Raw genomic sequence first — 22993 nt, 5'->3', positions numbered from 1 at the left:
CATGACGAGCTTGATAGAACAGGCCGCCCAGCGGCTGGAGCAGCTTCGCCAGGCTGGCGTCGTGCTGCCGGGTGACGAGCAGGCCACCCCGTCGCCAGACGCGGCTATGCCGCTAGCTGCAGCGCCGGCTCCTGTGGCGACGTCCGCTGCGCAGCCCGTCTCGGTCGCGCCCGAGCCTCCTCCGGTGGGCATCACGCTCGTGGACGAGGGGCCTCACACCTCGTCCAAGCGGGTTGAACTGGACGTGGTGGCGCTGGCGGCGCAAGGGTTCTTGATGCCACACACACCACGATCGCAGACAGGCGATCAATACCGCGTCATCAAGCGCCCGCTCATCAAGAACGCGATGGGCAAGGGGGCGGCGACGATCAACCACGCCAACCTCCTGATGGTGACCAGCGCACTGGCCGGTGAGGGCAAGAGCTTCACCTCCATCAACCTGGCATTGAGCATCGCGGCAGAGTTGGACAACACGGTCATGCTGGTGGACGCCGATGTGGCGCGGCCGTCGGTGCTGCGCATGCTGGGCTTGCCGCAAGGCCCTGGCCTGCTGGACGTGTTGGAAGAACGGGTCGACATGTCGGAGGTGCTGCTGCGCACCAACGTCGAAAAGCTGACCATCCTGCCCAGCGGCACGCCGCATCCGCGTGCCACCGAACTGCTGGCCAGCGAGTCCATGAGCCAGTTGCTGGAGAAGATGGCCAAGCGCTATCCGGATCGCATCATCATCTTTGATTCGCCGCCGCTGCTGTTGACGACAGAGTCGCGCGTGCTGGCCTCGCACATGGGTCAGATCGTCATCGTCGTGCACGCCGAGAAGACACCGCAAAGTGCGGTGCAGCAGGCGCTTGCAGCGATCGAGAATTGCCCCGTCAAGATGATGCTGCTCAACCAGGCCAGCCCCAATGCTGCGGGCGGCTATGGCTACGGCTATGGGTATGGCTACGGGTATGGCTACGGCTACGGCTATGGCAGCAATGACTCGGCGCAGAGCTGAGCCGCGTTGTCTCGCATTCGCACTGCTGGCCGGGGTGGCGTTGGCCCAGGCGCAGGGCACGGGTGGTCGTGGCGGCATGTTCTCCGTGTCTCCGCGCCTGAGCGCGACGCAGACGCTGACGGACAACCTGCAACTGACGGCGCGAGACAAGGACGCTGCCCTGATCACGACGGTGTCACCTGGCGTCAGCATCTCCAGCCGTACCGGGGCACTGCAGGGCAGTCTGGATTACGCGATGAACGGCATCCTGTACACCAAGACGGATCAGCCGTCGCGGGTGCAGAACGCGCTGTCCGCCAGTGGGCGTGCGGCGCTGGTTCCGGATGCCTTGTTCGTGGACATGCAGGCCAGCATCGGCCAACAAAACATCTCTGCGTTCGGGTTGCAGAGTGTGCCGAGCCTGGATGCACAGGGCGGCCAAGGTGGCATCAACAGCCTCGCCAACAGCAACCAGCGCGAGACGCTGAGCTATTCGGTCTCGCCTGTGCTGCAGGGCCGGCTTGGCGGCCTGGCCAGTTATGCATTGCGCGGCGAGTTCACGGGCAGCGATGCGCGCGGCAGCGAGCTGGGCGATAGCCGCGGCCGCGGCGCGTCGCTGCAGGTGGACCAGTTGGGGGCGCGTGCGTTCGCCTGGTGGCTGCAGCTCAACACCCGCGAGACCACTTCGGCGGGGAGTGCGACTTCGACCGCCCATGCCCGTACCAGCAGCCTGCGCCTGGGCGCGAACTACCGGCCCGACCCCGACTGGGTGTTCTCCGCCAACGCCGGTCAGGAACGCAGCAACTACCTCGGCAACGCGCAGCAGAGCGGCACGACGGCCGGTGCCACCGCGAGTTGGTCGCCGTCTGCTCGCACACGCCTTGGCTTGGACTGGCAGCGTCACGCCTACGGCAACAGCCATGGCATCAGCCTGGAGCACCGGCTGGCGCGATCGGTGTTGCGCTACTCGGACCAGCAGAGCACGGTGGTTGGCAACACGGGCTCGGCCGGCGGTGCGCGGAGCAACTACGACCAGTTCTTCCTGTTGTTCGCATCGCAGGAGCCCGACTCGGTCAAGCGCGACACCCTTGTGCGGGCTTATCTCCAATCGCAAGGCTTGTCGGCTGACGCGGTAGTCGCTGGCGGTTTCCTGTCGTCTGGCCCGAGTCGGCTGCGTAGTCAGCAGCTGGCTGTCACGCTGCAGGGGGTGCGTGCGAGCCTCACGGGCCAGCTCAGCCGTTCGGTGTCCGGCAGGTTGGGCAGCAATGTGAACCAGGGCAGCCTGGCCGACAGCTCGCAGATCGAGCAGCGGTCGATGTCGCTTTCGGGGAGCTACCAGCTCAGCGCCACCTCCGGCCTGACGCTGATCGCCACGCGCCAGGAGTCGGCGGGCGACACCAGCCGCCAGTCCACGCAGCTGACCAGCTATTTCGTCAACTGGACGGCCCGTCTGGGCGGCCAGTTGTCTGCACAGCTGGGCGCGAGGCACAGCCGCTTCGAAGGTGTCACAAGCTACACCGAAAATGCCATGCTGCTCACTTTGACGCAGCAGTTCTGAAATGAAACGACCGCCCGCACGCCTGCTTTCCAAGCACGCGCCCGGTGCGGCGCATCGGCGCCGCCGCACGGCCGGGAGCCACTGACATGTACGAAGCCTTTTATGGCCTGAGCAGCAAGCCGTTCCAGCTCAGCCCTGACCCGAACTTCTACTTCGGCAGCAAGCAGCACCGTCGTGCCAAGGCGTATCTGGACTACGGCGTGCTGCGCAATGACGGCTTCATCGTCATCACCGGCGAGATCGGTGCGGGCAAGACGACGCTGCTGCGCGGCCTGCTGGATAGCCTGAACCGCAGCAATGTCGTCATTGGCAATGTCGTGACGACCCAGCTCGACGCCGAGGACACGCTGCGCATGGTGGGCGCCGCCTTTGGTGTGCGCGTCAAGGATGCGCCCAAGTCCGAGCTGTTGATGACGCTGGAGGCCTTCTTCGTCAACCAGGTCACGCAGGGCAAGCGGTGCCTGCTGATCGTTGACGAGGCGCAAAACCTCAGTGCCCGCGCGGTAGAGGAACTGCGCATGCTGTCCAACTTCCAGTTCAGCAACCAGTCCCTGCTGCAGACCTTCCTGGTCGGCCAGCCCGAGTTCCGCGGCATCCTGCAGAAGCCCGAGATGGAGCAGTTCCGTCAGCGCGTGGCGGCCACCTGCCACATCGGCCCGCTGGACGAGGATGAAACGCAGCGCTACATGGAGCACCGCCTGAAGTGCGCGGGCTCCACCGGCAAGCCCACCTTCGATCACGACGCCTTCCCGGCCATCTACAAGGCCAGCAACGGCATCCCGCGCCGCATCAACCGGCTGTGCGACCGTCTGCTGCTGCTGGGTTTCATGCAGGGCCGCACACACCTGACGCTGGCCGATGTGAAAGAAGTGCTGCGCGACATCGCCCAGGAAAGTGAGGCGCCGCGTCACAGCGACGTCGGCGCGCTCGACAGTGCGCCCGCCAAACTGCCCGACAGCCGTCCGGCGGCGCTGGACAGCGCGCCGGGAGCGTTGGACGTGGCCAAGCTCAAGCTGAGCGTGGCCGAGGTCGACGGCCTGTCCAGCGAGATTGCCGCGTTGAGCGCCGACCACCACACCGACCGCTTGCAGCGCCTGGAGCGCAGCATGATGCGCCTGGAGCGCATCAACCTGCAGACGCTGGCGCTGCTGCAGAAGCTGGTGGATGCCGTGAAGCAACATTGAGGCTGTAGATCATGTTGATGCCCACCCCCGTCCCGCCGCTGCGCAATGCGATGAGCATCGATGTGGAAGACTACTTCCAGGTCTCTGCGTTCGCGCCCTACATCCGCCGCGAGGACTGGAACGGGCTGGAATGCCGCGTCGAGCGCAACATCGCCGCCATCCTCGCGCTGTTGGCCGAGAAGGACGTCAAGGCGACCTTCTTTACGCTGGGCTGGATCGCCGAGCGCTACCCGCAGGTGGTCAAGGCCATCGTTGCCGGCGGCCATGAGCTGGCCAGCCATGGCTATGGCCACGAACGCGCCAGCGACCTGAGCCCGGCGGCTTTCCTCGAGGACATCGCCAGCGCCAAGAAACTGCTGGAAGACCTGGGCGGCGTGCCCGTTGTTGGCTACCGCGCACCGAGCTTCTCGATCGGCAAGGACAACCTCTGGGCCTTCGACGTGCTGCGTGACGCTGGCTACCGCTATTCCAGCAGCGTCTACCCCATTGCCCACGATCACTACGGCATGCCTGACTCGCCGCGCTTTGCCTACCCGGTGCGCGAGGGCCTGCTGGAGATCCCGGTGACGACGCTGCGCGTCGGCGCCAAGAACCTGCCCAGCAGCGGTGGCGGCTACTTCCGCCTGCTGCCTTACGCGCTGTCGCGCTGGATGATCCGCCGGGTCAACGAGGTCGATGGCCAATCGGCGGTCTTCTACTTCCATCCCTGGGAGATCGACCCCGAGCAGCCGCGTGTGCCGGGCATCGATGCCAAGGCGCGCTTCCGCCACTATGTCAACCTGGCGCGGACCCAAGGCCGCATCGCGCGGTTGCTGGGCGACTTCCGCTGGGGGCGCATGGACGAGATCTTCCTGGGCCGCGAGGCCAGCCCGCGCGCCACGGCGCCCTCGCTGAGCGCCGCCTGAATGAGTGCCTCCCTCCGCATTGCGCGGCTGACCGCGCAAGACCGGGTTGCGTCCGCGCGCTGGGACGCGTTCGTGCTGGCCCATCCGCAAGCCACGTTCTTCCACCGCAGCGGCTGGCTGCGCGTCATCGAGCGCAGCTTCGGCCACGCGTGCTTCTTCCTGTATGCCGAACGTGACGGCGTCATCGAGGGCGTGCTGCCGCTCGCGCAGATCAAGAGCCGGCTGTTTGGCCACTCGGTCGCCAGCCTGCCGTTCGCCGTCTACGGCGGTGTGGCCGCACTGAACGATGAAGCCGCGGCTGCACTGGAAGCCGAGGCCGAGCGCATCGCGGGTGAGCTGGGTGCGGAGCATCTGGAGTACCGCTACCTCGGCGCCACGCGCCATGCGGACTGGCCGCGCCAGGACTTGTACGTCACCTTCCGCAAGGAAATCCTGCCGGACGAGGAGGCCAACATGCTGGCCATTCCGCGCAAGCAGCGGGCCATGGTGCGCAAGGGCATCAAGAACGAACTCAAGGCCGCGATCGACCCCAATGTCGACCGGTTCTTCGACCTCTACGCCGACAACGTGCTGCGCCACGGCACGCCGGCCATGCCGAAGCGCTACTTCCAGGCGCTGCTGGACGAGTTCGGTGCGGACGCCGAGGTGTTGACGGTCACGGCGGCTGATGGACGGCCGCTGTCCAGCGTGCTGAGCTTCTACTTCCGCGATGAGGTGCTGCCTTACTACGCTGGCGACGACGAGGCCGCGCGCGACCTCGCGGCCAATGACTTCAAGTACTGGGAGCTGATGCGGCGCGCCTGTGCGCGGGGCCTCAAGGTCTTCGACTACGGGCGCAGCAAGCAGGGCACGGGGCCCTACGCGTTCAAGAAGAACTGGGGTTTTGAACCGCAGCCGCTGAGCTACGAGTACCGACTGTTCAAGCGCGACGCGATCCCCCAGAACAATCCGAACAACCCCAAGTACCAGCTGATGATCAAGGCGTGGCGCCGCCTGCCGGTGGGCGTGGCCAACTGGTTGGGGCCGTTCATCGTCAAGAACCTGGGCTGAGGGCCGATGCGCACGACCCCACGCTCACTTCGTTCGCGCCGCGATGCGTCGGCGCGTCAGTGCCTCCGTGCGGCCGGGCAGCGCTGACATGAAGATCCTCTACCTCGTCCACCGTCTGCCTTACCCGCCCAACAAGGGCGACAAGGTGCGCTCCTACCATTTGCTCAAGCATCTGGCGGCGCGGCACGAGGTGCACCTCGGCACCTTCATCGACGACCCCGACGACGAGCAGCACCTGCCCCGCGTGCAGGCCCTGTGTGCAGGTCTGCATGTCGCGCGCCTGAACCCGCGCACCGCCAAGCTGCTGAGCCTGCGCGGCCTGCTGACGGGCGAACCCCTGAGCCTGCCTTACTACCGTGATGCCGGCCTGCAGGCCTGGGTGGCCGAGACGGCGGCCCGGGTGGGGTTCGACGCCGTGGTGGTGTTCAGCGGCGTCATGGCGCAGTACGTGCCGGCGGGGCTGCGCATGCTGGTGGACTTTGTGGATGTCGATTCCGCCAAATGGCGTGATTACGCGCCGGAGCACGCATGGCCGATGTCGTGGCTGTACCGGCGCGAATCGAGCCAGCTGCTGGCCTTTGAGCAGCGCACGGCCCGAGCGGCGCAGTGCAGCTTCTTCGTCACCGAGAACGAGGTCGCGCTGTTCCGTGACCTTGGGCCGGGCCAGCCCATGAGGCTCGCCGCGCTGGGCAATGGGGTGGACGCCGATTTCTTTGCCCCCGATGCCGCACGCGCCAGCCCGTTCACGACCGGTGAGCTGCCGCTGGTGTTCACCGGCGCGATGGACTACTGGCCCAACGTCGACGCCGTGACGTGGTTGGTGCGCGACATGTTGCCGGCGCTGCGCGAGCGCTTTCCGGCACTGCGCTTTCACATCGTCGGGCGCAGCCCGACACCCGCTGTTCAGGCGCTGGCCGGGCCGGCCGTCAACGTGACGGGCACCGTGCCCGACGTGCGTCCCTACCTACAACACGCTGCCGCCGTCGTGGCGCCGTTGCGGCTGGCACGGGGCCTGCAGAACAAGGTGCTGGAAGCCATGGCCATGGCCCGGCCGGTCGTGGCCGCCGGCAGCTGTGTGCGTGCGATCACTGAGACGGCCCAGCCGGGCTTGCAGGCTGCAGACGATGTGCAGGCGTACGTCGACCAGTTGTCGCTCTGGCTGGGTGACCCGGCCGCTGCCGATGCGGCCGGCCGCCGTGCGCGAGATTTCGTCGTCGGCGCCTACAGCTGGGACGCCCATCTGGCTGGCCTGGACCGGCACCTGGAAACGTCATGCTGAACATGCCCAAACCCTGGCGATTGCCGCTGCTCGTGCTGGTGCTGGCCTGGGCGCTGTTGGCGCTGATCTACCACGGCACCATCGGCGCCATGGTGTCGATCTGGGATCGCTCCGAGACCTTTGCTCATGCCTGGGTCGTGCCGCCAATTTCGGCCTGGCTGGTGTGGCGGCTGCGCGCTGAGCTGGCAGCGCTCCAGCCTGCGCCCGCGCCAACGTGGCTGTGGGGGCTGCTGCCGCTGGGCCTGCTCTGGCTGGTGGGGGAGCTGGCAGCGGCCAATGCGCCCACGCAGTTTGCCGTGATGGGCATGTTTGTGCTGCTGGTACCGGCCATGCTTGGCACCGAGGTGGCGCGTCGCATGGCGTTTCCGCTGGGTTTCCTGTTCTTTGCCGTGCCTTTCGGCGACTTCCTGACGCCGTGGCTGATGGACCGCACGGCTGACTTCACTGTGCTGGCCGTGCGAGCCAGCGGCATCCCCGTGTTCCGCGAAGGCTTGGACTTTGTCATTCCCTCGGGCTCATGGTCCGTTGTGCAGGCCTGCAGCGGCATCCGCTACCTGATGGCGTCGGTGATGGTGGGCACCCTGTTTGCCTACCTGAACTACCGCTCGCACACGCGGCGCTGGCTGTTCGTCGGCGTCGCCATCGTCACGCCGCTGGTGGCCAACTGGCTGCGGGCCTACATGATCGTCATGCTCGGCCACCTGTCCGGCAACACGCTGGCAGTGGGCGTGGACCACCTCATCTACGGCTGGGTGTTTTTTGGCGTCATCATGCTGGCGATGTTCATGATCGGCTCGCGCTGGGCTGAGCCCGATGCCGCCCCTGAAGCGGTGCCATCCGGCGCACCGGGCGCACATGGCGTGCCGTTGTCGCGCTGGTCGGTTGCGATCGCCGCGGCCTCGCTGCTGCTGGCCCTGCCATCGGTGTTGCGCATGCATGCCAACGAGCGCAGCGCCCATGGCGAGCCCGAACTGGTGGCGCCGCAGTTGCAGGGCTGGGCATGGCGCGCCGAACCCCACTCCAGCTGGCGCCCGGCGTTTGCGAACGCGGCTGCCACGCTACACGGGCGCTATGAGCCGGATCGGGGGGGCGATGCGATTGGCGTCTACATCGGCTACTACCGCGATCAGCGGCCGGGGCGCCAACTCGTGACTTCAGTCAACGGCTTGGTCGATGGAGAGGCGAGCGGCAACTGGTCGCGCACAGGTTCAGCGCGGGCAAGCCTGGACGCCGATGCGGGCGCAACGGACTGGCGTGTTGCTGAACTGCGTGGCGAGGCGCTCAGTCAAGTGAGCGGCGGGGGCAGCTTGGCGCCCAGGCTGCGTGTCTGGCAGGTTTACTGGATCAATGGACACGCCTTTACCAGCGATTGGCGGGCCAAGCTTTACGGCGCCTGGTGCAAGCTGCAAGGACGGGGCGATGACGCCGCTGTGGTGCTGGTGTATGCCGACAAGGACGGTGCCGGCCCAGACGATGCGCGTTTGCGGGCCTTCTTGTCCGCGCACTGGCGCACATTCCACACCGCTTTGAGTGGGGTCCGCGACCGGGGCATGCTTCGCCAACCCTGACAATGCGCCGCCATTCCAACAACGACAGCAACGAGAAGCAAACGACCATGAATACGCTCGCAGTCATCGGCCTGGGTTACGTGGGCCTGCCCCTGGTGGTGGAGTTCGGCAAGCAGATGCGCACCATCGGCTTCGATATTGCCAAGAACAAGGTCGAGGCCTGCCAGCGCGGCACCGACCCCAGCCGCGAGCTGAGCGATGAGGAAGTGCAGGCTGCCACGCATGCGATCTACACGGACGACCCCAAGATGCTGGCCGAGGCCGACGTCATCATCGTGGCCGTGCCCACGCCGGTCGATGAGGCGCATATCCCCGACTTCCGCCCGCTGATCGGCTCCTCCACGAGCGTCGGCCGGCACATGAAGAAGGGCGCCATCGTCGTGTACGAGAGCACGGTGTACCCCGGCGCCACGGAAGAGGTCTGCATCCCGGTGCTGGAGCGCGAGTCGGGCCTGAAGTGGAAGCAGGACTTCTTCGTCGGCTACAGCCCCGAGCGCATCAACCCGGGCGACAAGGAGCACACGCTGACCAAGATCCTGAAGATCGTCTCCGGCGACACGCCCGAGACGCTGGACAAGGTCGCCAAGGTCTACGAGAAGATCATCGTTCCCGGCGTGCACCGCGCGTCCAGCATCAAGGCTGCCGAGGCGGCCAAGGTCATCGAGAACACCCAGCGCGACCTCAACATCGCGCTGATGAACGAGCTGGCCATCATCTTCGACAAGTTGGGCATCGACACTTCCGAGGTGCTGGAAGCCGCCGGCACGAAGTGGAACTTCCTGAAGTTCAAGCCGGGCCTCGTTGGCGGCCACTGCATCGGCGTGGACCCCTACTACCTGACGCACAAGGCCGACATGCTGGGCTACCACCCGCAAGTCATCCTGGCCGGCCGGCGCATCAACGACGGCATGGGCAAGTTCATCGCCGAGCAGACCATCAAGCAGATGATCGCCAGCGGCAGCTACATCAAGGGCGCGCGCGTCAACGTGCTGGGCCTGACCTTCAAGGAGAACTGCGGCGACCTGCGCAACTCCAAGGTCATCGACATCATCAACGAGCTCAAGACCTACGGCGTGGAGATCTTCGTGACCGATGCGCAAGCTGAGGCCGAGGAAGCCATGCACGAGTACGGCGTGCGGCTGATGCCCTTCGACGACCTGCCGCGTGCGGACGCCATCGTGGCGGCGGTGTCGCACCGCGAGTACGCCGCGTTGTCGATGGAGGACATCGGCAAGAAGCTGGTCAAGGGCGGAGCCTTCATCGATGTGAAGGCGGCCTTTGATGCCAAAGCGCTCGCTGGCGCGGGTTTCCGCATCTGGAGGCTGTGAGCACGCCTGCACCCTCGCTCCGCGCCTGGCTGGTTGCGCGCCTGGAGTTGGGGCGCGTCGTGGGGGCTACGAACTTGCGCCCCATGGAAGGCCTGCGTGGCGTCGCGGTGCTGCTCGTGTTCCTGGTTCATTACGCCACGCTGGTGTCGCCCTGGGTGCCGGATGGCGGCCACAGTGAGTGGTTGCTGGAACAGGTCCACGCGATAGGCAACGTCGGCGTGGACTTGTTCTTCGTGTTGAGCGGCTACCTGATCTACGGCAGCCTGCTCGGCGCGCCCCGACCGTTCATGGACTACCTGGCGCGCCGGGTGCGGCGCATCTATCCCGCGTTTCTGGTGGTGTTCGCGGTGTACCTGCTCCTCGCCCTGGCCTCAGGCCGTGTCGAGCGTTTTCCAGCCGATCCGGCGGCGGCGGCGCTGTATGTGCTGCAGAACCTCCTGCTGCTCCCAGGGGTGTTTCCCATCGACCCGCTGATCACCGTCGCGTGGTCGCTGAGTTACGAGTTCTTCTTCTATCTGCTGGTGCCACTGGTTGTCACGGTGGCGAGCCTGCGCGCGCGCAGCGGTGCATGGCGCATCGGCTTCGTGCTGCTCTGCACGGTGCTTGCGCTGTTGAGCTTTGCAGCATGGGGTGGCCCGGTGCGCATGAGCATGTTCCTGGCCGGCATGTTGTTGTTTGAGTTGGTGCGCGGCGGGCATGGCATGGGCTGGGGCTCGCTGGCGGGATTGCTGACCGGGCTGCTCGGCCTGGCAGTTCCTCTGCTGGCGATGCCCGGCCCGGCCTTGCAAGCGCTGCGCGTGGGCCTAGTCTATGCAGCGTTCCTGGGCTTGTGCCTGGCGGCATTTCGTCAGCCCGATGGCTGGTTAGGCCGTGGCCTGTCGTGGGCGCCCTTGCGTTGGATGGGCAATATCAGCTATTCGTATTACCTGTTGCACGGATTGGCGCTGCAGCTGTTCTTCATCGGCTTGAAGCCCGTGCTGCCCGTGGGCGGTGAATGGGCGGCCGTGCTGTTGCTGCTGCCAGCGTGGCTGGCGACGTTGCCGCTGTGTCTGGCGTTGTACTTGGGCATCGAGCGACCGCTGTCATTGGCTGCGCGTGCCTCTGGCGGGCTTCGAGGGGGCGCATGAGTAGCGAGCGTCCTCTTGTTGTGCATTTGCTGCACCGCTTCGACACCGGCGGTTTGGAGAACGGGGTGGTCAACGTCATCAACCACCTGCCGGCCTTCCGGCATGCGGTGGTGGCTGTGACCGACATCACCGCGTTCAAGGAGCGCGTGAAGGCGCCGGATACGCAGTTCATCGCGCTGCACAAGCCGCCCGGTCAGGGCTTGTGGCTTTACCCGCGCGTCTACAAGCTGCTGCGTGAACTGCGCCCGGCCGTCGTGCACACGCGCAATTTGGGCGCGATGGAGTTCCAGTGGCCCGCATGGGCGGCCCGCGTGCCGCTGCGTGTGCACAGCGAGCACGGCTGGGACACGAACGATCTGGGCGGCATCAGCGTCACCAATCAACGTCTGCGGCGTGTCTATGGCGTTGGCACGCACCGCTTCGTGGCGCTGTCACGTGCGATCGAGACCTACCTCACTGGGCCGGTGGGTTTTGCGCCCGAGCGCGTGACGCGCATTTGCAACGGCGTCGACACGCAGCGCTTCGCGCCTGCCCATGCGGTGCCCGAGGCCTGGCCCTATCGGCGCGGTGAGCATCTGGTCATCGGCGCCGTGGGGCGTATGCAGGCGGTGAAGGATCCGTTGAACCTCATCGATGCCTTTTTGCGTTTGCGGGAGCTGTGCCCCGCCGAGTGGCCGCGGTTGCGGCTGGTGATGCTGGGGGGCGGGCCGTTGTTGGCGACTGCCCGCGAGCGTCTGATGCAGGCCGGAGCCGCAGCGCAGGCTTGGTTGCCAGGCGACCGCAGTGATGTCGCGGACCTGCTGCCGCAGGTCGATATCTTCGCGCTGCCTTCGCAAGCCGAAGGCATCAGCAACACGCTGCTGGAGGCCATGGCCTGTGGTTGTGCACCGGTCGCGACCGACGTCGGCGGTAATCCTGAGCTTGTGGAGCAGGGCGTGAATGGCCTGCTGGTGCCACCGCAGGATGCCGGTGCTCTTGCCGTCTCGCTCGCGAGGCTTGTCGGTGATTCCTCGTTGCGGCAGCGTCTTGCCGCTTCGGCGCTGGTGCGCGTGCGCGAGGAGTTCAGCCTGAACCGCATGGTGGAGGCCTACGGTGCGCTCTACTCGCACCACCTCCCCCGTACAGGGGGATAGGGCGTGCGCCACATCACGCCTGGCAGCGCCAGCGGCCGGTGGCGTCACCAAGCTCGGTAAGAATCCGACCTTCGCCGTGCAGTCCTTGCGCGAACATCCCATCAACAGGTTGAACCAGGTTCCAACGCATGTGCGGCATCACCGGACTCTTCGACACCCGCGGCCAGCGCCTTCCCGAGCGCGAGCGGCTGCATCGGATGAACGAGTCCCAGCACCATCGCGGGCCGGATGAGGGTGACCTGCACATCGAACCTGGCGTGGGCTTCGGCCACCGGCGCCTGTCGGTCATCGACATCGCGACCGGCCAGCAGCCCATCTTCAACGACGACAAGTCGGTCGCCCTGGTCTTCAACGGCGAGGTCTACAACTACCTGGAGCTGATGGACGAGCTGCGCGGCCACGGCTATGCGTTCCGCACCAAGAGTGACTCCGAGGCCATCGTGCGCGCGTGGGAGCACTGGGGCGAGGACTGCGTGCACCACCTGCGCGGCATGTTCGCCTTCATGATCCATGACCGCCGTCGCGACTGCCTGTTCATGGCGCGCGACCGGCTGGGCGTGAAGCCGCTGCATTACGCGATGACCGAGGACGGCTGGCTGCTGTTCGGCTCGGAGCTCAAGAGCCTGATGGCCCACGGCGGCCTGCGCCAGGAAATCGACCCGCGTGCCGTCGAGGCCTATTTCGCGCTGGGCTACGTGCCCGACCCGTGGACCATCTACCGCCATGCACAGAAGCTCGCACCCGGCCATCGGCTGCTCGTCAAGCGTGGCCAGCCGCTGGGCGAACCGCAGCGCTACTGGGACGTCAAGTTCACGCTGGACGCGAAGATCGGCGAGGAGGAGGCTGCGGAGGAGCTGCGCCGCCGCCTGACCGAGTCCGTCAAGCTGCGGCTGAAGGCCGAGGTGCCGCTGGGCGCCTTCCTGTCGGGCGGTGTCGATTCCAGCGCCGTGGTCGCAGCGATGGCGCAGCTGGATGGCCAGCCCGTCAACACCTGTTCCATCGGCTTCGACGACCCCAAGTTCAACGAGACCGAGTTCGCGCAGATGGTGGCGGACCGCTACCGCACCAACCACCGTGTCGAGACGGTCAGCAGCGACGACTTCGGTCTCGTGGACCTGCTCGCCCACCTGTACGACGAGCCCTATGCCGACTCGTCCGCCATCCCCACCTACCGCGTCTGCGAGCTGGCCCGTAAGCATGTGACCGTGGCGCTGTCCGGCGACGGCGGCGACGAGAGCCTGGGCGGCTACCGCCGCTACAAGATGCACATGATGGAAGAGCGCATGCGCAGCGCCTTCCCGCTCGCACTGCGCAAGGGGGTGTTCGGTCCGCTGGCACGCCTGTACCCCAAGGCCGACTGGGCGCCGCGCGTGTTCCGCGCCAAGACCACGTTCCAGGCGATCGCCCGCAACTCGGTGGACGCCTACTTCAACACCATGGGCCTGGTGCGCGACCCGCTGAGGCAGGCCCTCTTCAGCGACGCCTTCAAGCGCGACCTGCAGGGCTGGCATGCCAGCGAGGTGTTCCACCACCACGCGCGCCGTGCCGAGACCGACGACCCGCTGGCGCTGATCCAGTACCTGGACATCCACACCTATCTGCCCGGCGACATCAATACCAAGGTTGACCGCGCCAGCATGGCCCACAGCCTGGAGGTGCGCGAGCCGCTGATGGACCACCAGTTGGTGGAGTGGACCGCCACGCTGCCCTCGTCGCTCAAGTTGCGCGGCCAGGAAGGCAAGTACATCTTCAAGAAGGCGCTGGAGCCCATGCTCCCGCACGATGTGCTGTACCGGCCCAAGATGGGCTTTGCCGTGCCGCTGGCGCGCTGGCTGCGCGGCCCGCTGCGTCAGCAGACCCGCCAGGCCCTGCAACGGGGCGCGCTGGCGCAAACCGGCTGGTTCAACCCCGCCACCATCGGCCGCCTGTTGGACCAGCACGAGAGCGGCGCCATGGACCATGCCCAACCGCTGTGGGTGCTGCTGATGTTCGACGCCTTCCTGCGCAACGCGGGGCTGGGTGTGGCGCCGTCGCGCGCTGCCGCCTGATATCGACAAGGACAACAAGATGAAGGTTTCTGTTTTCGGTCTGGGCTATGTGGGCGCCGTGTCATGCGCCTGCCTGCCCGAGTTGGGCCACGACGTGATCGGCGTGGACATCAACCCGCTCAAGGTCCAGCTGATTGCCTCGGGCCAGTCGCCCGTGGTGGAGGAGGGCATCGAGGAGCTGATCGGCGCCGCCGTCAAGGCCGGCAAGCTGACGGCGACGAATGACGTGGCCGCCGCCGTGCAGGGCACCGAGGTGTCGCTGATCTCGGTGGCCACGCCGTCACTGCCCAACTACATGCCCGACCTGACCGCGCTGGACGCCGTCGTCGGCCAGATCGGTGCCGAGATCGCCAAGAAGGACGGCCACCACACGCTGGTCATCCGCAGCACCGTGGCGCCGGGCACGACGCGCGCGCGCATCGCACCGCTGCTGGAGCAGGCTGCAGGCCGCAAGATCGGCGACCGTCTGAGCCTGGTGTTCAACCCCGAGTTCCTGCGCGAAGGTTCATCGGTGGCCGACTTCCATAACCCGCCGCAGACCATCGTTGGCAGCCTGGACGAGGCCGGCGTCGACGTCATGAAGCGCCTCTACACCGGGGTGCCCGGCAGCTTCGTCGCGGCTGACGTCGGCGTGGCCGAGTCGGTCAAGTACCTGTGCAACGTCTTCCACGCGCTGAAGATCGTCTTCGCCAACGAGGCCGGCGCCGTGCTGAAGGAAGCGGGCCTGGACTCGCGCGACGTGCTGGCGCTGTTCTGCGAGGACAAGCAGCTCAACATCTCCAAGGCCTACCTGCGCCCCGGCTTCGCCTTCGGCGGCTCCTGCCTGCCCAAGGAGGTCAAGGGCTTCCTGACCATCGCCCGCGAGCAAGGCGTGGACATCCCCGTGCTGGGCTCGCTGCTGACCAGCAACGACGCCCACATCGGCCGTGCCTTTGACCTCATCGCCGCCAACGGCCGCAAGCCCGTCGCGCTGTTCGGCCTGGCCTTCAAGCCCGGCACCGACGACCTGCGTGACTCGCCGCTGGTGGTGCTGGCCGAGAAGCTGCTCGGCAAGGGCTTCGACCTCGCCATCTACGACAAGTTCGTCAAGATCGCGCGGCTGCTGGGCAAGAACAAGGAATACATCGACCGCGAGATCCCCCACCTCGACAAGCTGCTGCACGAGACGCCCGACGCGGTGCTGGCGCGGGCCGAGATCGTCGTCGTGGGCCATGCGGACGCCGAGACGCGCCAGCGCATCATCGCGCTGGCCAAGGGCGCGCGGGTCGTCGACCTGAACGGCTACGCCGACCTGCGCGATGCCGGCTTCGCCGAATACGAGGGCATCTGCTGGTGAGCCAGCCCGAGCGCCGCCTGAAGCTCGCCTTCATCTCGCCGGTCTTCCTGTTCCCGGCCGATGCGGGCGGCAAGATCCGCACGGGCAACATCCTGCGCGGCCTGAAGGAAAGCGGGCAGTTCGACATCACGCTGCTGTCGCCGGCTTCCGGTCAGCAGCAGCGCGACTGGCAGGGCGAGTTGGATCAGCAATGCCATCGCTTCGTCGGCTGGGCACCCAGCCCGCCGCGCCCGCGCTGGCAGCGCGCGCCGGACCTGCTGTCCTCGCTGCCCATCAACGTGGTGGCCGACCGCACGCCGGCTGCCGTCGCGGCCGTCGAGCAACTGCTGGCGGCCGAGCGCTTCGACGTGGTCGTGTTCGACTTCGTCCACGCCGCCGTGCTGCGTCCTGAGCAGCTCAACGGTGCGACGGTCTGCTTCACGCACAACGTGGAGGCCGAGATTTTCGAGCGCCATGCGAAGACGGCCGCGAGCGCGCCGCTGCGCTGGCTGTGGGCCTCGCAGGCGGCCAAGATGCGGCGCTTCGAGCGCGAGGCGCTGGCGCGCTTCACGCGTGTGGTCGCCGTGTCCGAACGCGACGCGAAGACGTTCGCGGCCGACGGGCTCGCCACGGCACGCGCCATCCCGACCGGTGTGGACCTCGACTTCTTCTCCTGGCAGGCGCCTGCGGATGGCGCGCCCGTGGTCGTCTTCACGGGCTCGATGGACTGGGAAGCCAATGTCGACGGCATCCGTTTCTACATCGAGGACGTGTGGCCGCGCGTGCGTGCGCAGGTGCCGAATGCGCAGCTGCGCGTCGTCGGCAAGAACCCGCCGGCGTCGCTGGTACAGCGCCAGGTGCCGGGCGTGCGCTTCACCGGCTTCGTGGACGACGTGCGTGACCACGCCCGCGACGCGCAGGCCTTCGTCATCCCGCTGCGCGTCGGCGGCGGCACGCGCATCAAGGCCTTCGAGGCCATGGCCATGGGGCTGCCGGTCGTCTCCACGGCGATTGGCATGGAAGGGCTGGATGTCGATGACGGCATTCACTTCCTGCGTGCTGATGGCGCCGAGGCGCTGGCCGAGGCCACGCTGCGGTTGCTGGCTGACGGCGCGCTGCGGCTGCGCCTGTCGCAAGCAGCGCGCGAGCTGGTGGAGGCGCGCTTCGGGCACCGCGTCGCTGCCGAGGTGTTTGGCCGCATCCTCGCCGAGGCCGTGGAGGCCGCCGCGTGAAGACGCTGAAGGTCCTCACGTTCTCCACGCTGTTCCCGAGCAGCGTGCGGCCCGGGCACGGCATCTTCGTTGAGACGCGGCTGCGTGAATTGCTCAAGAGCGGGCAGGTCGAATCCCGCGTCGTGGCGCCCGTGCCCTGGTTCCCGTCGACGGACCCACGCTGGGGCGAGTACGCGAAGTTTGCTGCCACCCCGCGGCGCGAACAGCGCAACGGCTTGGATGTGCTGCATCCGCGCTATCTGCTGGCACCCAAGATCGGCATGACCAGTGCGCCGCTGACGCTGGCACTGGGCGCCCGTGCAGCCGTGCAGCAGCTCATCGACGAGGGCTTCGATTTCGACCTCATCGACGCGCATTACTACTACCCGGATGGCGTGGCGGCGGCGCTGTTGTCGCAGTGGTTCAAGCGGCCGTTGACCATCACGGCGCGCGGCACCGACCTGAACCTGATTCCTCAGTACGCCATGCCACGCCGCATGATCGAGTGGGCCGCGCGGCGCGCCGCCGGCTCCATCGGCGTGTGTGCGGCGCTGATGGAGGTGCTGCGCGGCTGGGGGCATGACCCGGCCCGGCTGCACACGCTGCGCAACGGCGTGGACCTGGCGCGCTTTCGGCCGCTGCCGCAGGACGCCATGCGGGCCGAACTGGGCGTGGATGGGCGGCCGTTGCTGCTGTCGGTGGGGCACCTGATCGAGCGCAAGGGGCACCACATCGCCATCGAGGCGCTGGCCCGCGTCGCGCAGCAGCGGCCTGGGGCGCGGCTGGTGATCATCGGCGAGGGCGAGGAGCGCACCGCGCTGCAGGCGCTGGCGCAGCGCCTGGGCGTGGCCGACAAGGTTCGCCTGACCGGCGCATTGCCCAACACCGAATTGCTGAAGTGGTACAGCGCCGCCGATCTGCTGCTGCTGTGCTCCAGCCGCGAGGGCTGGGCCAACGTGTTGCTGGAGTCCATGGCCTGCGGCACGCCTGTGGTGGCCACCGACATCTGGGGTACGCCTGAAGTCGTCGCTGCGCCGGAGGCCGGCCGCCTGGTGGCAGAGCGCACGGGGCAAGCCTTTGCCGATGCCATCGAGGCCTTGCTGGCGGCTGGCACGGATCGCTGCGCGACGCGCCGTTTTGCCGAAGGCTTCAGCTGGCAGGCGACGACTGAGGGGCAGCTCCGGTTGTTCCAACAGATTCAGGAGCTGCGGGCCCATGCGTGACCTGATCCTGCTGAGCCTCATCGGCTGGTGCTGCCTGCAGGCCTTCAGGCGACCTTGGATCGGCCTGATGTGCTGGACCTGGATCAGCATCATGAACCCGCACCAGCTCAGCTGGGCCGTGCGTTCGCTGCCGGTGGCGGCGGCGGTTGGTGGTGCGTCGCTGCTTGGCCTGTTGATCACACGGGATCGGCGCGACTTCTCAACCAGCCGCGAGACCATCACGCTGATGCTGTTCATGGCGTGGATGTGCATCACCTTGCCGTTCTCCATCCTGTTCGACGACAGCTACGAGTTGTGGACACGGGTCATGAAGATCGACCTGATGATCCTGGTCGCCCTCGTGGTGCTGCACAGCAAGCGGCACGCGATGTTGCTCGCCTGGGTTCTTGTGGTTTCGATTGGCTTCTACGGCGTCAAGGGGGGCTTGTTCACCTTGGCCACTGGCGGTAGCTACAAAGTCTGGGGGCCGGACAACACCTACATCGCGGGCAATAACGAGATCGCGCTGGCGATCGTCATCACCATCCCGTTGATGCGCTTCCTGCAGATGCAGATGCAAGCCAAGTGGGCAAAGATGACGATGACGTTCTGCATGGCGTGCATGGCCATGGCGGCGTTGGGGAGCCATTCGCGCGGTGCGCTGCTGGCACTGGCGGCGATGGCCTCCGTCTTGTGGTGGCGCAGCAATAGCAAGGGCGTGGGCGCCATCGTGATGGTGGTGCTGGCAGTGGGCTTGCTGTCGGCCATGCCGCAGGAATGGTGGGACCGCATGAACACCATCAAGACGTACGAGCAGGACGATTCCGCCCTCGGGCGCATCAATGCTTGGCACATGGCGTGGAATCTGGCCAAGGACCGGGTGTTTGGGGGCGGCTTCATGGTGTCCACCGCGCCCATCTTCGCGATGTATGCGCCGGAGCCCATGCGAGTGCATGCTGCCCACAGCATCTATTTCATGGTGTTGGGTGAGCACGGCTTCATTGGTCTGGGCTTGTTCCTGACGCTGTTCTGCTTCGTGTGGGGAACCGCAGGCACGCTGCGCAAGAAGGGTGTCGCTCAGCCGCAGACGCAATGGCTGTCGGACTTGGGCGGCATGGTGCAGGTGAGCCTGGCCGGCTATGCCGTTGGCGGGGCTTTCCTGTCGCTGAGCTACTGGGACCTACCGTACAACCTCATGATCCTGACCGTCATCGGCAAGCGCTGGCTGGATCGCAAGGAGTGGCTGCGCGAGAAGGAGGAGCCTGTCATCCACTGGCCCGAGTTCCTCAAGAAGCGCTTCGCCAAGAAGAAGCGCGCGCCGCAGTTGCCATGAAACCAGCCTTCAGCCTCTTGTCACCCGCCGGCGCGCGGGGCCGTCTGAGCGTGCTCATCTTTCACCGGGTGCTTGCGCAGCCTGACCCGTTGTTCCCCGACGAGATGGACGCGGCGCGCTTCGATGCCTTGCTGGGCTGGGTCAAAGCCTGGTTCAACGTGCTGCCCCTGGACGAGGCCATCCGTCGGCTGGACGAAGGTAGCCTGCCTGCGCGCGCCGCGGCGCTGAGCTTCGACGATGGCTACGCCGACAACCACGACGTGGCCTTGCCGCTGTTGCGCCGTCATCGGCTGCCTTGCAGCTTCTTTGTTGCGACGGGCTTCCTGGATGGTGGGCGCATGTGGAACGACACCTTGATCGAGTCCGTGCGCCTGAGCACCTTGCCGACGTTAGACCTGCGCGGGCTGGTTGACGCGCATGGCGATGATTTGGGATCGCACGCCCTCGCCAGCACCGACGACCGCCGCGCCGCACTCGGCCGTTTGATCGAACGCGTCAAGTACCTGCCGCCGGAGCCGCGCTTGGCATGCGTTCAGGCGATTGCCCGGCGGGCTGAAGTGGTGCCGCCGGATGACCTGATGATGAGCAGTGCGCAGGTGCGGGCCTTGCGGGCTGCGGGTATGCAGATCGGCGCGCATACCGTCAGTCATCCCATCTTGGCCAAGTTGGACAACCACCAGGCGTCCGATGAGATCGCGCGTAGCCGCGATGCATTGCAGGCGTTGCTTGGCGAGAAGGTGCGGTTGTTTGCCTACCCCAACGGCAAGCCAGGCACGGACTATCGGCCCGACGTCCACCCGGGCATCGTGCGCGAGTTGGGGTTTGACGCTGCCGTGTCCACCCGCTGGGCAGCCGCGCGGCAGGGGGACGACGTCTTTCAGATTCCCCGCTTCACGCCGTGGGATCGCAGCCGGGTGCGCTTCGGACTGCGCCTCGCGCGCAACCTGTTCAGCTGAGCCCTCAGGCCGACAGCCGAGCCACCAGGGCCTCGACGATGCGCTCGGAGGAGCGCCCGTCCCACAGCGCTGGTCGACGACCCGCCTTGGCGCGCCCGGCGAGTGCCTCGCGGCAGGCCGCCAGCACGTGTTCCGGGTCGGTGCCGGCCAGCACGTTGCTGCCTTCGTCCACGGTCACTGGTCGCTCGGTGCTCTCCCGCATCGTCACGCAGGGCACGCCCAGCGCGGTCGTTTCTTCCTGCAGGCCGCCGCTGTCGGTCAGCACGACGACAGCGTCCTTCCAGAGATGCAGGAAGGACATGTAGGGCTGCGGGCCGAGCACGTGCACCGTCGGAGCAAGCGTGAGTCCGAGCGTCTCCAGGTTCTTGCGGGTGCGCGGGTGCATCGGGAACACGATGTTCACATCGGCCGCCAGTGCATTGACGACGCCCACGGCGCGTCGCAGATTGGCCTCGCCGTCGACGTTGCTGGGCCGGTGCAGCGTGACCACCGCGTAGCGACCGAGTTGGCGCTTCAGCGCGTCGCTTTCCAGCGCGGTGGTGTCGAAGTGCTGCCCCAGCTTGGCCGCTTGGTAGAGCAGGTTATCCACCATCACGTGGCCCACGTCGTGGATGGCCTCGGGCGACTGCCCCTCGTGCAGCAGATGGGCGCGGCCCGACGGCTCAGTCACGAAGAACCAATCGGTGATCGCATCCGTCACGAGCCGGTTGATCTCCTCGGGCATGCCACGATCGCCGCTGCGCAGGCCGGCTTCGACGTGGGCGACCGGCACACCGGCCTTTTTGGCGACGATGGCGCAGGCCAGCGTCGAGTTCACGTCACCGACGACGAGGCAGCAGGCAGGTTTGGCGTCAGTCAGGCAGGCCTCGTAGGCCATCATGATCTTGCCGGTCTGCTCCGCATGCGTGCCGCCGCCGCAGTTCAGGCGCACGTCGGGCGTGGGGATGCCGAGCTCCTGGAAGAACACGTCGTTCATGTCCTTGTCGAAATGCTGCCCGGTGTGGATGAGGCGCGCCTGCAGCCGGCCATCCGCCGCGATGGCGCGCATCAGCGGCGCGATCTTCATGAAGTTGGGCCGGGCGCCGGCGATCAGGTGGATCAGGGGTCGGGAGTCGGACATGGGCGGGCGTCGGTGAGGGTCAGGCGGCGATTCGGTAGTCGGGTGCATGCTTGCGCAGCCACTGCTCAAGCATCATCAGTATCCACACCATCTCGCCGTAGTAGCCTGCATGCTCCTTGAGGCGGCGGGTCAGCAGGCTTTCGACAAACTCGGGGCGCACGATGCCGCGGGCAGCCACGCCTCGCAGCGACTCGGCGGCCAGCGCATTGAGCGCAGCATCCTTGACGGCCCAGGGGCCGAAGGGCAGACCGAAGCCGTGCTTCTTCTTGGTCAGGATCTCGTCGGGCAGGAAGCCGCGCAGCGCCTCCTTGAAGAACCAGCGCAGCTTCAGGCCTTTGAGCTTGTAGGCGGTGGGCAGTTTCAGAGAGAAATCCAGCAGGCGTGTGTCAAGCAGCGGGAAGCTCACGTCCACGCCGGCCAGCGCCGTGGTGCCGACGACCTTGGGCAGGTCGTTCTCCGCCAGCGTGTAGCGCCAGTCGAAGGCCAGCATCTGGTTGACGAGGCTGGCCTGCTGCGGTCCGCTGGCCCAGGTGGCGCGCTGGTGCTCGCGTGGTGCCTGCGTGTCCACAGCGGCCAGGAAGCCTGGCGTCAGCACGTCGCGCAGGCCCAGCCGGTCCAGCAGGTTGTAGCTCTGCATGCGGTCGGGCATGGGCACGCGTGCCTGGCGGATGTAGCTGGTGCCCTTTTTCAACAGCGGGATGTTGCCGGTCAGCGGGTTCAGGAACAGCGGGTTCAGCACGCCAGCGCGCAGCGTTGACGGCACCTGGCTGTAGACATGGAACACGCGCTCCTTGGCATAGCGCACGTTGCCGCCGAACAGCTCGTCGCCCCCGTCGCCCGCCAGCATCCGCGTGTAGCCGTCGTCATGCGCCTTGCGTGCGCAGTAGAAGGCGGGCACGGCGGAGGAGTTGCCGAAGGGCTGGTCGTAGTGCGCGGCGACGTCGGGAATCGCCTTCACGAGGTCGGCCGGCGTCACGTAGTACTCATGGTGGTCGGCGCCGAAGGCCTTGGCCGCGATGCGGGCGTAGGCCATCTCGTCATAGCCCTCAGCCTCGAAGCCGATGGAGTAGCTGGCCGGCGCCTGGCCCGTGGTTTCGCGCAGCAGGCCGGCCACCGTGGAGCTGTCGGTGCCGCCACTCAGGAAGCAGGCCGTCTTGCCGTCACCCGTCAGCCGCTGCTTGACCGCGTCGCGCAGGATGTCGCGGAACTCGTCGCGCAACGAGTCAAAGTTGGGTGCGGGCTGTTCGTCGAAGCGTGGCGTCCAGTAAGGCGCCACGCGCAGCTGGCCCTGCTCGAACAGGGCGTAGTGTGCAGGGGGGAGGCGGTGGATTCCCGCGTAGATCGTGCGTGGCGACGGGATGCAATGGTGGAACAGGTAGTCGAACAGCGCCTGTGGGTCCAACTCGCGGATGCCCAGCCGCCGCGCCAGCACGTCGGCGCGCGTCGCGTAGTGCAGGCGACCGTCCTGCACCGCATAGCACAGGCTGTGCACGGCGAACCGGTCGACGGCCAAGTAGGTCCCGCCTCCCGGAAGATCCAGCGCCGCGGCGAACTCGCCACCGACATCCGCTGCACAGCCTGCGCCACGGCTGGCGTAGGCCTGTTGCCAGGCCGCCAGTGCATCGGTTGCGGGCGCGTTGAAGCGGGGGGTGCCGGCGGCGAATGGCGTATCGGGTGGCAGGTCGTGGGCTTGCATCGTC

At 66.8% G+C, this 22993-nt stretch carries 18 protein-coding genes; 16 read left to right on the top strand and 2 right to left on the bottom strand.

All coding sequences use genetic code 11. The features are described from left to right. Position 1 precedes the first annotated feature (1 nt). From NYO99_RS06670 to NYO99_RS06595, 16 genes are all read left to right on the top strand, one after another. Positions 2-997 carry an XrtA-associated tyrosine autokinase gene (locus NYO99_RS06670; protein WP_268166316.1) on the top strand — a complete coding sequence of 332 codons (996 nt, stop codon included), beginning with the start codon at positions 2-4 and terminating at the stop codon, positions 995-997. Between the two features lie 76 nt (positions 998-1073). Continuing rightward, on the top strand, positions 1074-2534 hold the full coding sequence (locus NYO99_RS06665) for a TIGR03016 family PEP-CTERM system-associated outer membrane protein (RefSeq protein WP_268166315.1): 1461 nt from the start codon (positions 1074-1076) through the stop codon (positions 2532-2534). Between the two features lie 86 nt (positions 2535-2620). Further along, positions 2621-3718 carry an XrtA/PEP-CTERM system-associated ATPase gene (locus NYO99_RS06660; protein ID WP_268166314.1) on the top strand — a complete coding sequence of 366 codons (1098 nt, stop codon included), beginning with the start codon at positions 2621-2623 and terminating at the stop codon, positions 3716-3718. Between the two features lie 17 nt (positions 3719-3735). Then, the gene (locus NYO99_RS06655) at positions 3736-4623 is read left to right on the top strand and encodes an XrtA system polysaccharide deacetylase (RefSeq protein ID WP_268166313.1); all 888 of its coding nucleotides are present in this window, start codon (positions 3736-3738) and stop codon (positions 4621-4623) included. After that, positions 4624-5673 carry a FemAB family XrtA/PEP-CTERM system-associated protein gene (locus NYO99_RS06650; RefSeq protein ID WP_268166312.1) on the top strand — a complete coding sequence of 350 codons (1050 nt, stop codon included), beginning with the start codon at positions 4624-4626 and terminating at the stop codon, positions 5671-5673. An 88-nt stretch (positions 5674-5761) separates the two neighbouring features. After that, positions 5762-6952 (top strand): TIGR03087 family PEP-CTERM/XrtA system glycosyltransferase, encoded by a 1191-nt coding sequence (locus tag NYO99_RS06645; protein WP_268166311.1) that lies wholly within the window; start codon positions 5762-5764, stop codon positions 6950-6952. Beyond that, positions 6946-8520, top strand: coding sequence for an exosortase A (gene xrtA / locus NYO99_RS06640; protein ID WP_268166309.1), 1575 nt, complete (start codon positions 6946-6948; stop codon positions 8518-8520). The genes NYO99_RS06645 and xrtA overlap by 7 nt, the downstream gene beginning before the upstream one ends. Before the next feature lie 47 nt (positions 8521-8567). Beyond that, on the top strand, positions 8568-9848 hold the full coding sequence (locus NYO99_RS06635; RefSeq protein ID WP_268166308.1) for a nucleotide sugar dehydrogenase: 1281 nt from the start codon (positions 8568-8570) through the stop codon (positions 9846-9848). 83 nt (positions 9849-9931) lie between these two features. Beyond that, on the top strand, positions 9932-10975 hold the full coding sequence (locus tag NYO99_RS06630) for an acyltransferase family protein (protein ID WP_268166305.1): 1044 nt from the start codon (positions 9932-9934) through the stop codon (positions 10973-10975). Continuing rightward, entirely contained in the window at positions 10972-12108 is a 1137-nt protein-coding gene (locus tag NYO99_RS06625; RefSeq protein ID WP_268166304.1) for a TIGR03088 family PEP-CTERM/XrtA system glycosyltransferase, read from the top strand. The genes NYO99_RS06630 and NYO99_RS06625 overlap by 4 nt, the downstream gene beginning before the upstream one ends. Before the next feature lie 128 nt (positions 12109-12236). Further along, positions 12237-14156, top strand: a complete 1920-nt coding sequence (locus tag NYO99_RS06620; RefSeq protein WP_268166303.1) for an XrtA/PEP-CTERM system amidotransferase — start codon at positions 12237-12239, stop codon at positions 14154-14156. Between the two features lie 19 nt (positions 14157-14175). Next, a complete protein-coding gene (locus NYO99_RS06615; protein WP_268166302.1) occupies positions 14176-15492 on the top strand; it encodes a nucleotide sugar dehydrogenase in 1317 nt (438 codons plus the stop codon). Further along, positions 15489-16703 (top strand): glycosyltransferase family 4 protein, encoded by a 1215-nt coding sequence (locus NYO99_RS06610; protein ID WP_268166301.1) that lies wholly within the window; start codon positions 15489-15491, stop codon positions 16701-16703. The genes NYO99_RS06615 and NYO99_RS06610 overlap by 4 nt, the downstream gene beginning before the upstream one ends. A gap of 5 nt (positions 16704-16708) precedes the next feature. Next, entirely contained in the window at positions 16709-17905 is a 1197-nt protein-coding gene (locus NYO99_RS06605; RefSeq protein ID WP_268166476.1) for a glycosyltransferase family 4 protein, read from the top strand. Further along, positions 17898-19217, top strand: coding sequence for a putative O-glycosylation ligase, exosortase A system-associated (locus NYO99_RS06600; protein WP_268166300.1), 1320 nt, complete (start codon positions 17898-17900; stop codon positions 19215-19217). Before NYO99_RS06605 ends, NYO99_RS06600 begins: the two co-directional genes overlap by 8 nt. Beyond that, on the top strand, positions 19214-20173 hold the full coding sequence (locus NYO99_RS06595) for a polysaccharide deacetylase family protein (protein WP_268166299.1): 960 nt from the start codon (positions 19214-19216) through the stop codon (positions 20171-20173). The genes NYO99_RS06600 and NYO99_RS06595 overlap by 4 nt, the downstream gene beginning before the upstream one ends. Positions 20174-20177: 4 nt before the next feature. On the opposite strand, the gene wecB is transcribed toward NYO99_RS06595, so the two are convergent. Both wecB and NYO99_RS06585 read right to left on the bottom strand, forming a co-directional pair. Further along, positions 20178-21293 (bottom strand): non-hydrolyzing UDP-N-acetylglucosamine 2-epimerase, encoded by a 1116-nt coding sequence (wecB, locus tag NYO99_RS06590; protein WP_268166298.1) that lies wholly within the window; start codon positions 21291-21293, stop codon positions 20178-20180. A gap of 19 nt (positions 21294-21312) precedes the next feature. Then, complete coding sequence (locus tag NYO99_RS06585) at positions 21313-22989, bottom strand: asparagine synthetase B family protein (RefSeq protein WP_268166297.1); 1677 nt, start codon at positions 22987-22989, stop codon at positions 21313-21315. Positions 22990-22993 lie beyond the last annotated feature (4 nt).

The sequence above is a fragment of the Roseateles hydrophilus genome, assembly GCF_026712245.1.
GTDB lineage: Bacteria > Pseudomonadota > Gammaproteobacteria > Burkholderiales > Burkholderiaceae_C > Pelomonas > Pelomonas hydrophilus.
The sequence above is the reverse complement of the archived record's forward strand: the minus strand, read 5'-3'. Positions and strand labels throughout refer to the sequence as shown.

Coding starts and splice junctions, on each gene's coding strand:
- NYO99_RS06670 (WP_268166316.1), top strand. CDS start 2: ATGACGAGCTTGATAGAACAGGCCGCCCAGCGGCTGGAGCAGCTTCGC.
- NYO99_RS06665 (WP_268166315.1), top strand. CDS start 1,074: ATGTTCTCCGTGTCTCCGCGCCTGAGCGCGACGCAGACGCTGACGGAC.
- NYO99_RS06660 (WP_268166314.1), top strand. CDS start 2,621: ATGTACGAAGCCTTTTATGGCCTGAGCAGCAAGCCGTTCCAGCTCAGC.
- NYO99_RS06655 (WP_268166313.1), top strand. CDS start 3,736: ATGCCCACCCCCGTCCCGCCGCTGCGCAATGCGATGAGCATCGATGTG.
- NYO99_RS06650 (WP_268166312.1), top strand. CDS start 4,624: ATGAGTGCCTCCCTCCGCATTGCGCGGCTGACCGCGCAAGACCGGGTT.
- NYO99_RS06645 (WP_268166311.1), top strand. CDS start 5,762: ATGAAGATCCTCTACCTCGTCCACCGTCTGCCTTACCCGCCCAACAAG.
- xrtA (WP_268166309.1), top strand. CDS start 6,946: ATGCTGAACATGCCCAAACCCTGGCGATTGCCGCTGCTCGTGCTGGTG.
- NYO99_RS06635 (WP_268166308.1), top strand. CDS start 8,568: ATGAATACGCTCGCAGTCATCGGCCTGGGTTACGTGGGCCTGCCCCTG.
- NYO99_RS06630 (WP_268166305.1), top strand. CDS start 9,932: ATGGAAGGCCTGCGTGGCGTCGCGGTGCTGCTCGTGTTCCTGGTTCAT.
- NYO99_RS06625 (WP_268166304.1), top strand. CDS start 10,972: ATGAGTAGCGAGCGTCCTCTTGTTGTGCATTTGCTGCACCGCTTCGAC.
- NYO99_RS06620 (WP_268166303.1), top strand. CDS start 12,237: ATGTGCGGCATCACCGGACTCTTCGACACCCGCGGCCAGCGCCTTCCC.
- NYO99_RS06615 (WP_268166302.1), top strand. CDS start 14,176: ATGAAGGTTTCTGTTTTCGGTCTGGGCTATGTGGGCGCCGTGTCATGC.
- NYO99_RS06600 (WP_268166300.1), top strand. CDS start 17,898: ATGCGTGACCTGATCCTGCTGAGCCTCATCGGCTGGTGCTGCCTGCAG.
- NYO99_RS06595 (WP_268166299.1), top strand. CDS start 19,214: ATGAAACCAGCCTTCAGCCTCTTGTCACCCGCCGGCGCGCGGGGCCGT.
- wecB (WP_268166298.1), bottom strand. CDS start 21,293: ATGTCCGACTCCCGACCCCTGATCCACCTGATCGCCGGCGCCCGGCCC.
- NYO99_RS06585 (WP_268166297.1), bottom strand. CDS start 22,989: ATGCAAGCCCACGACCTGCCACCCGATACGCCATTCGCCGCCGGCACC.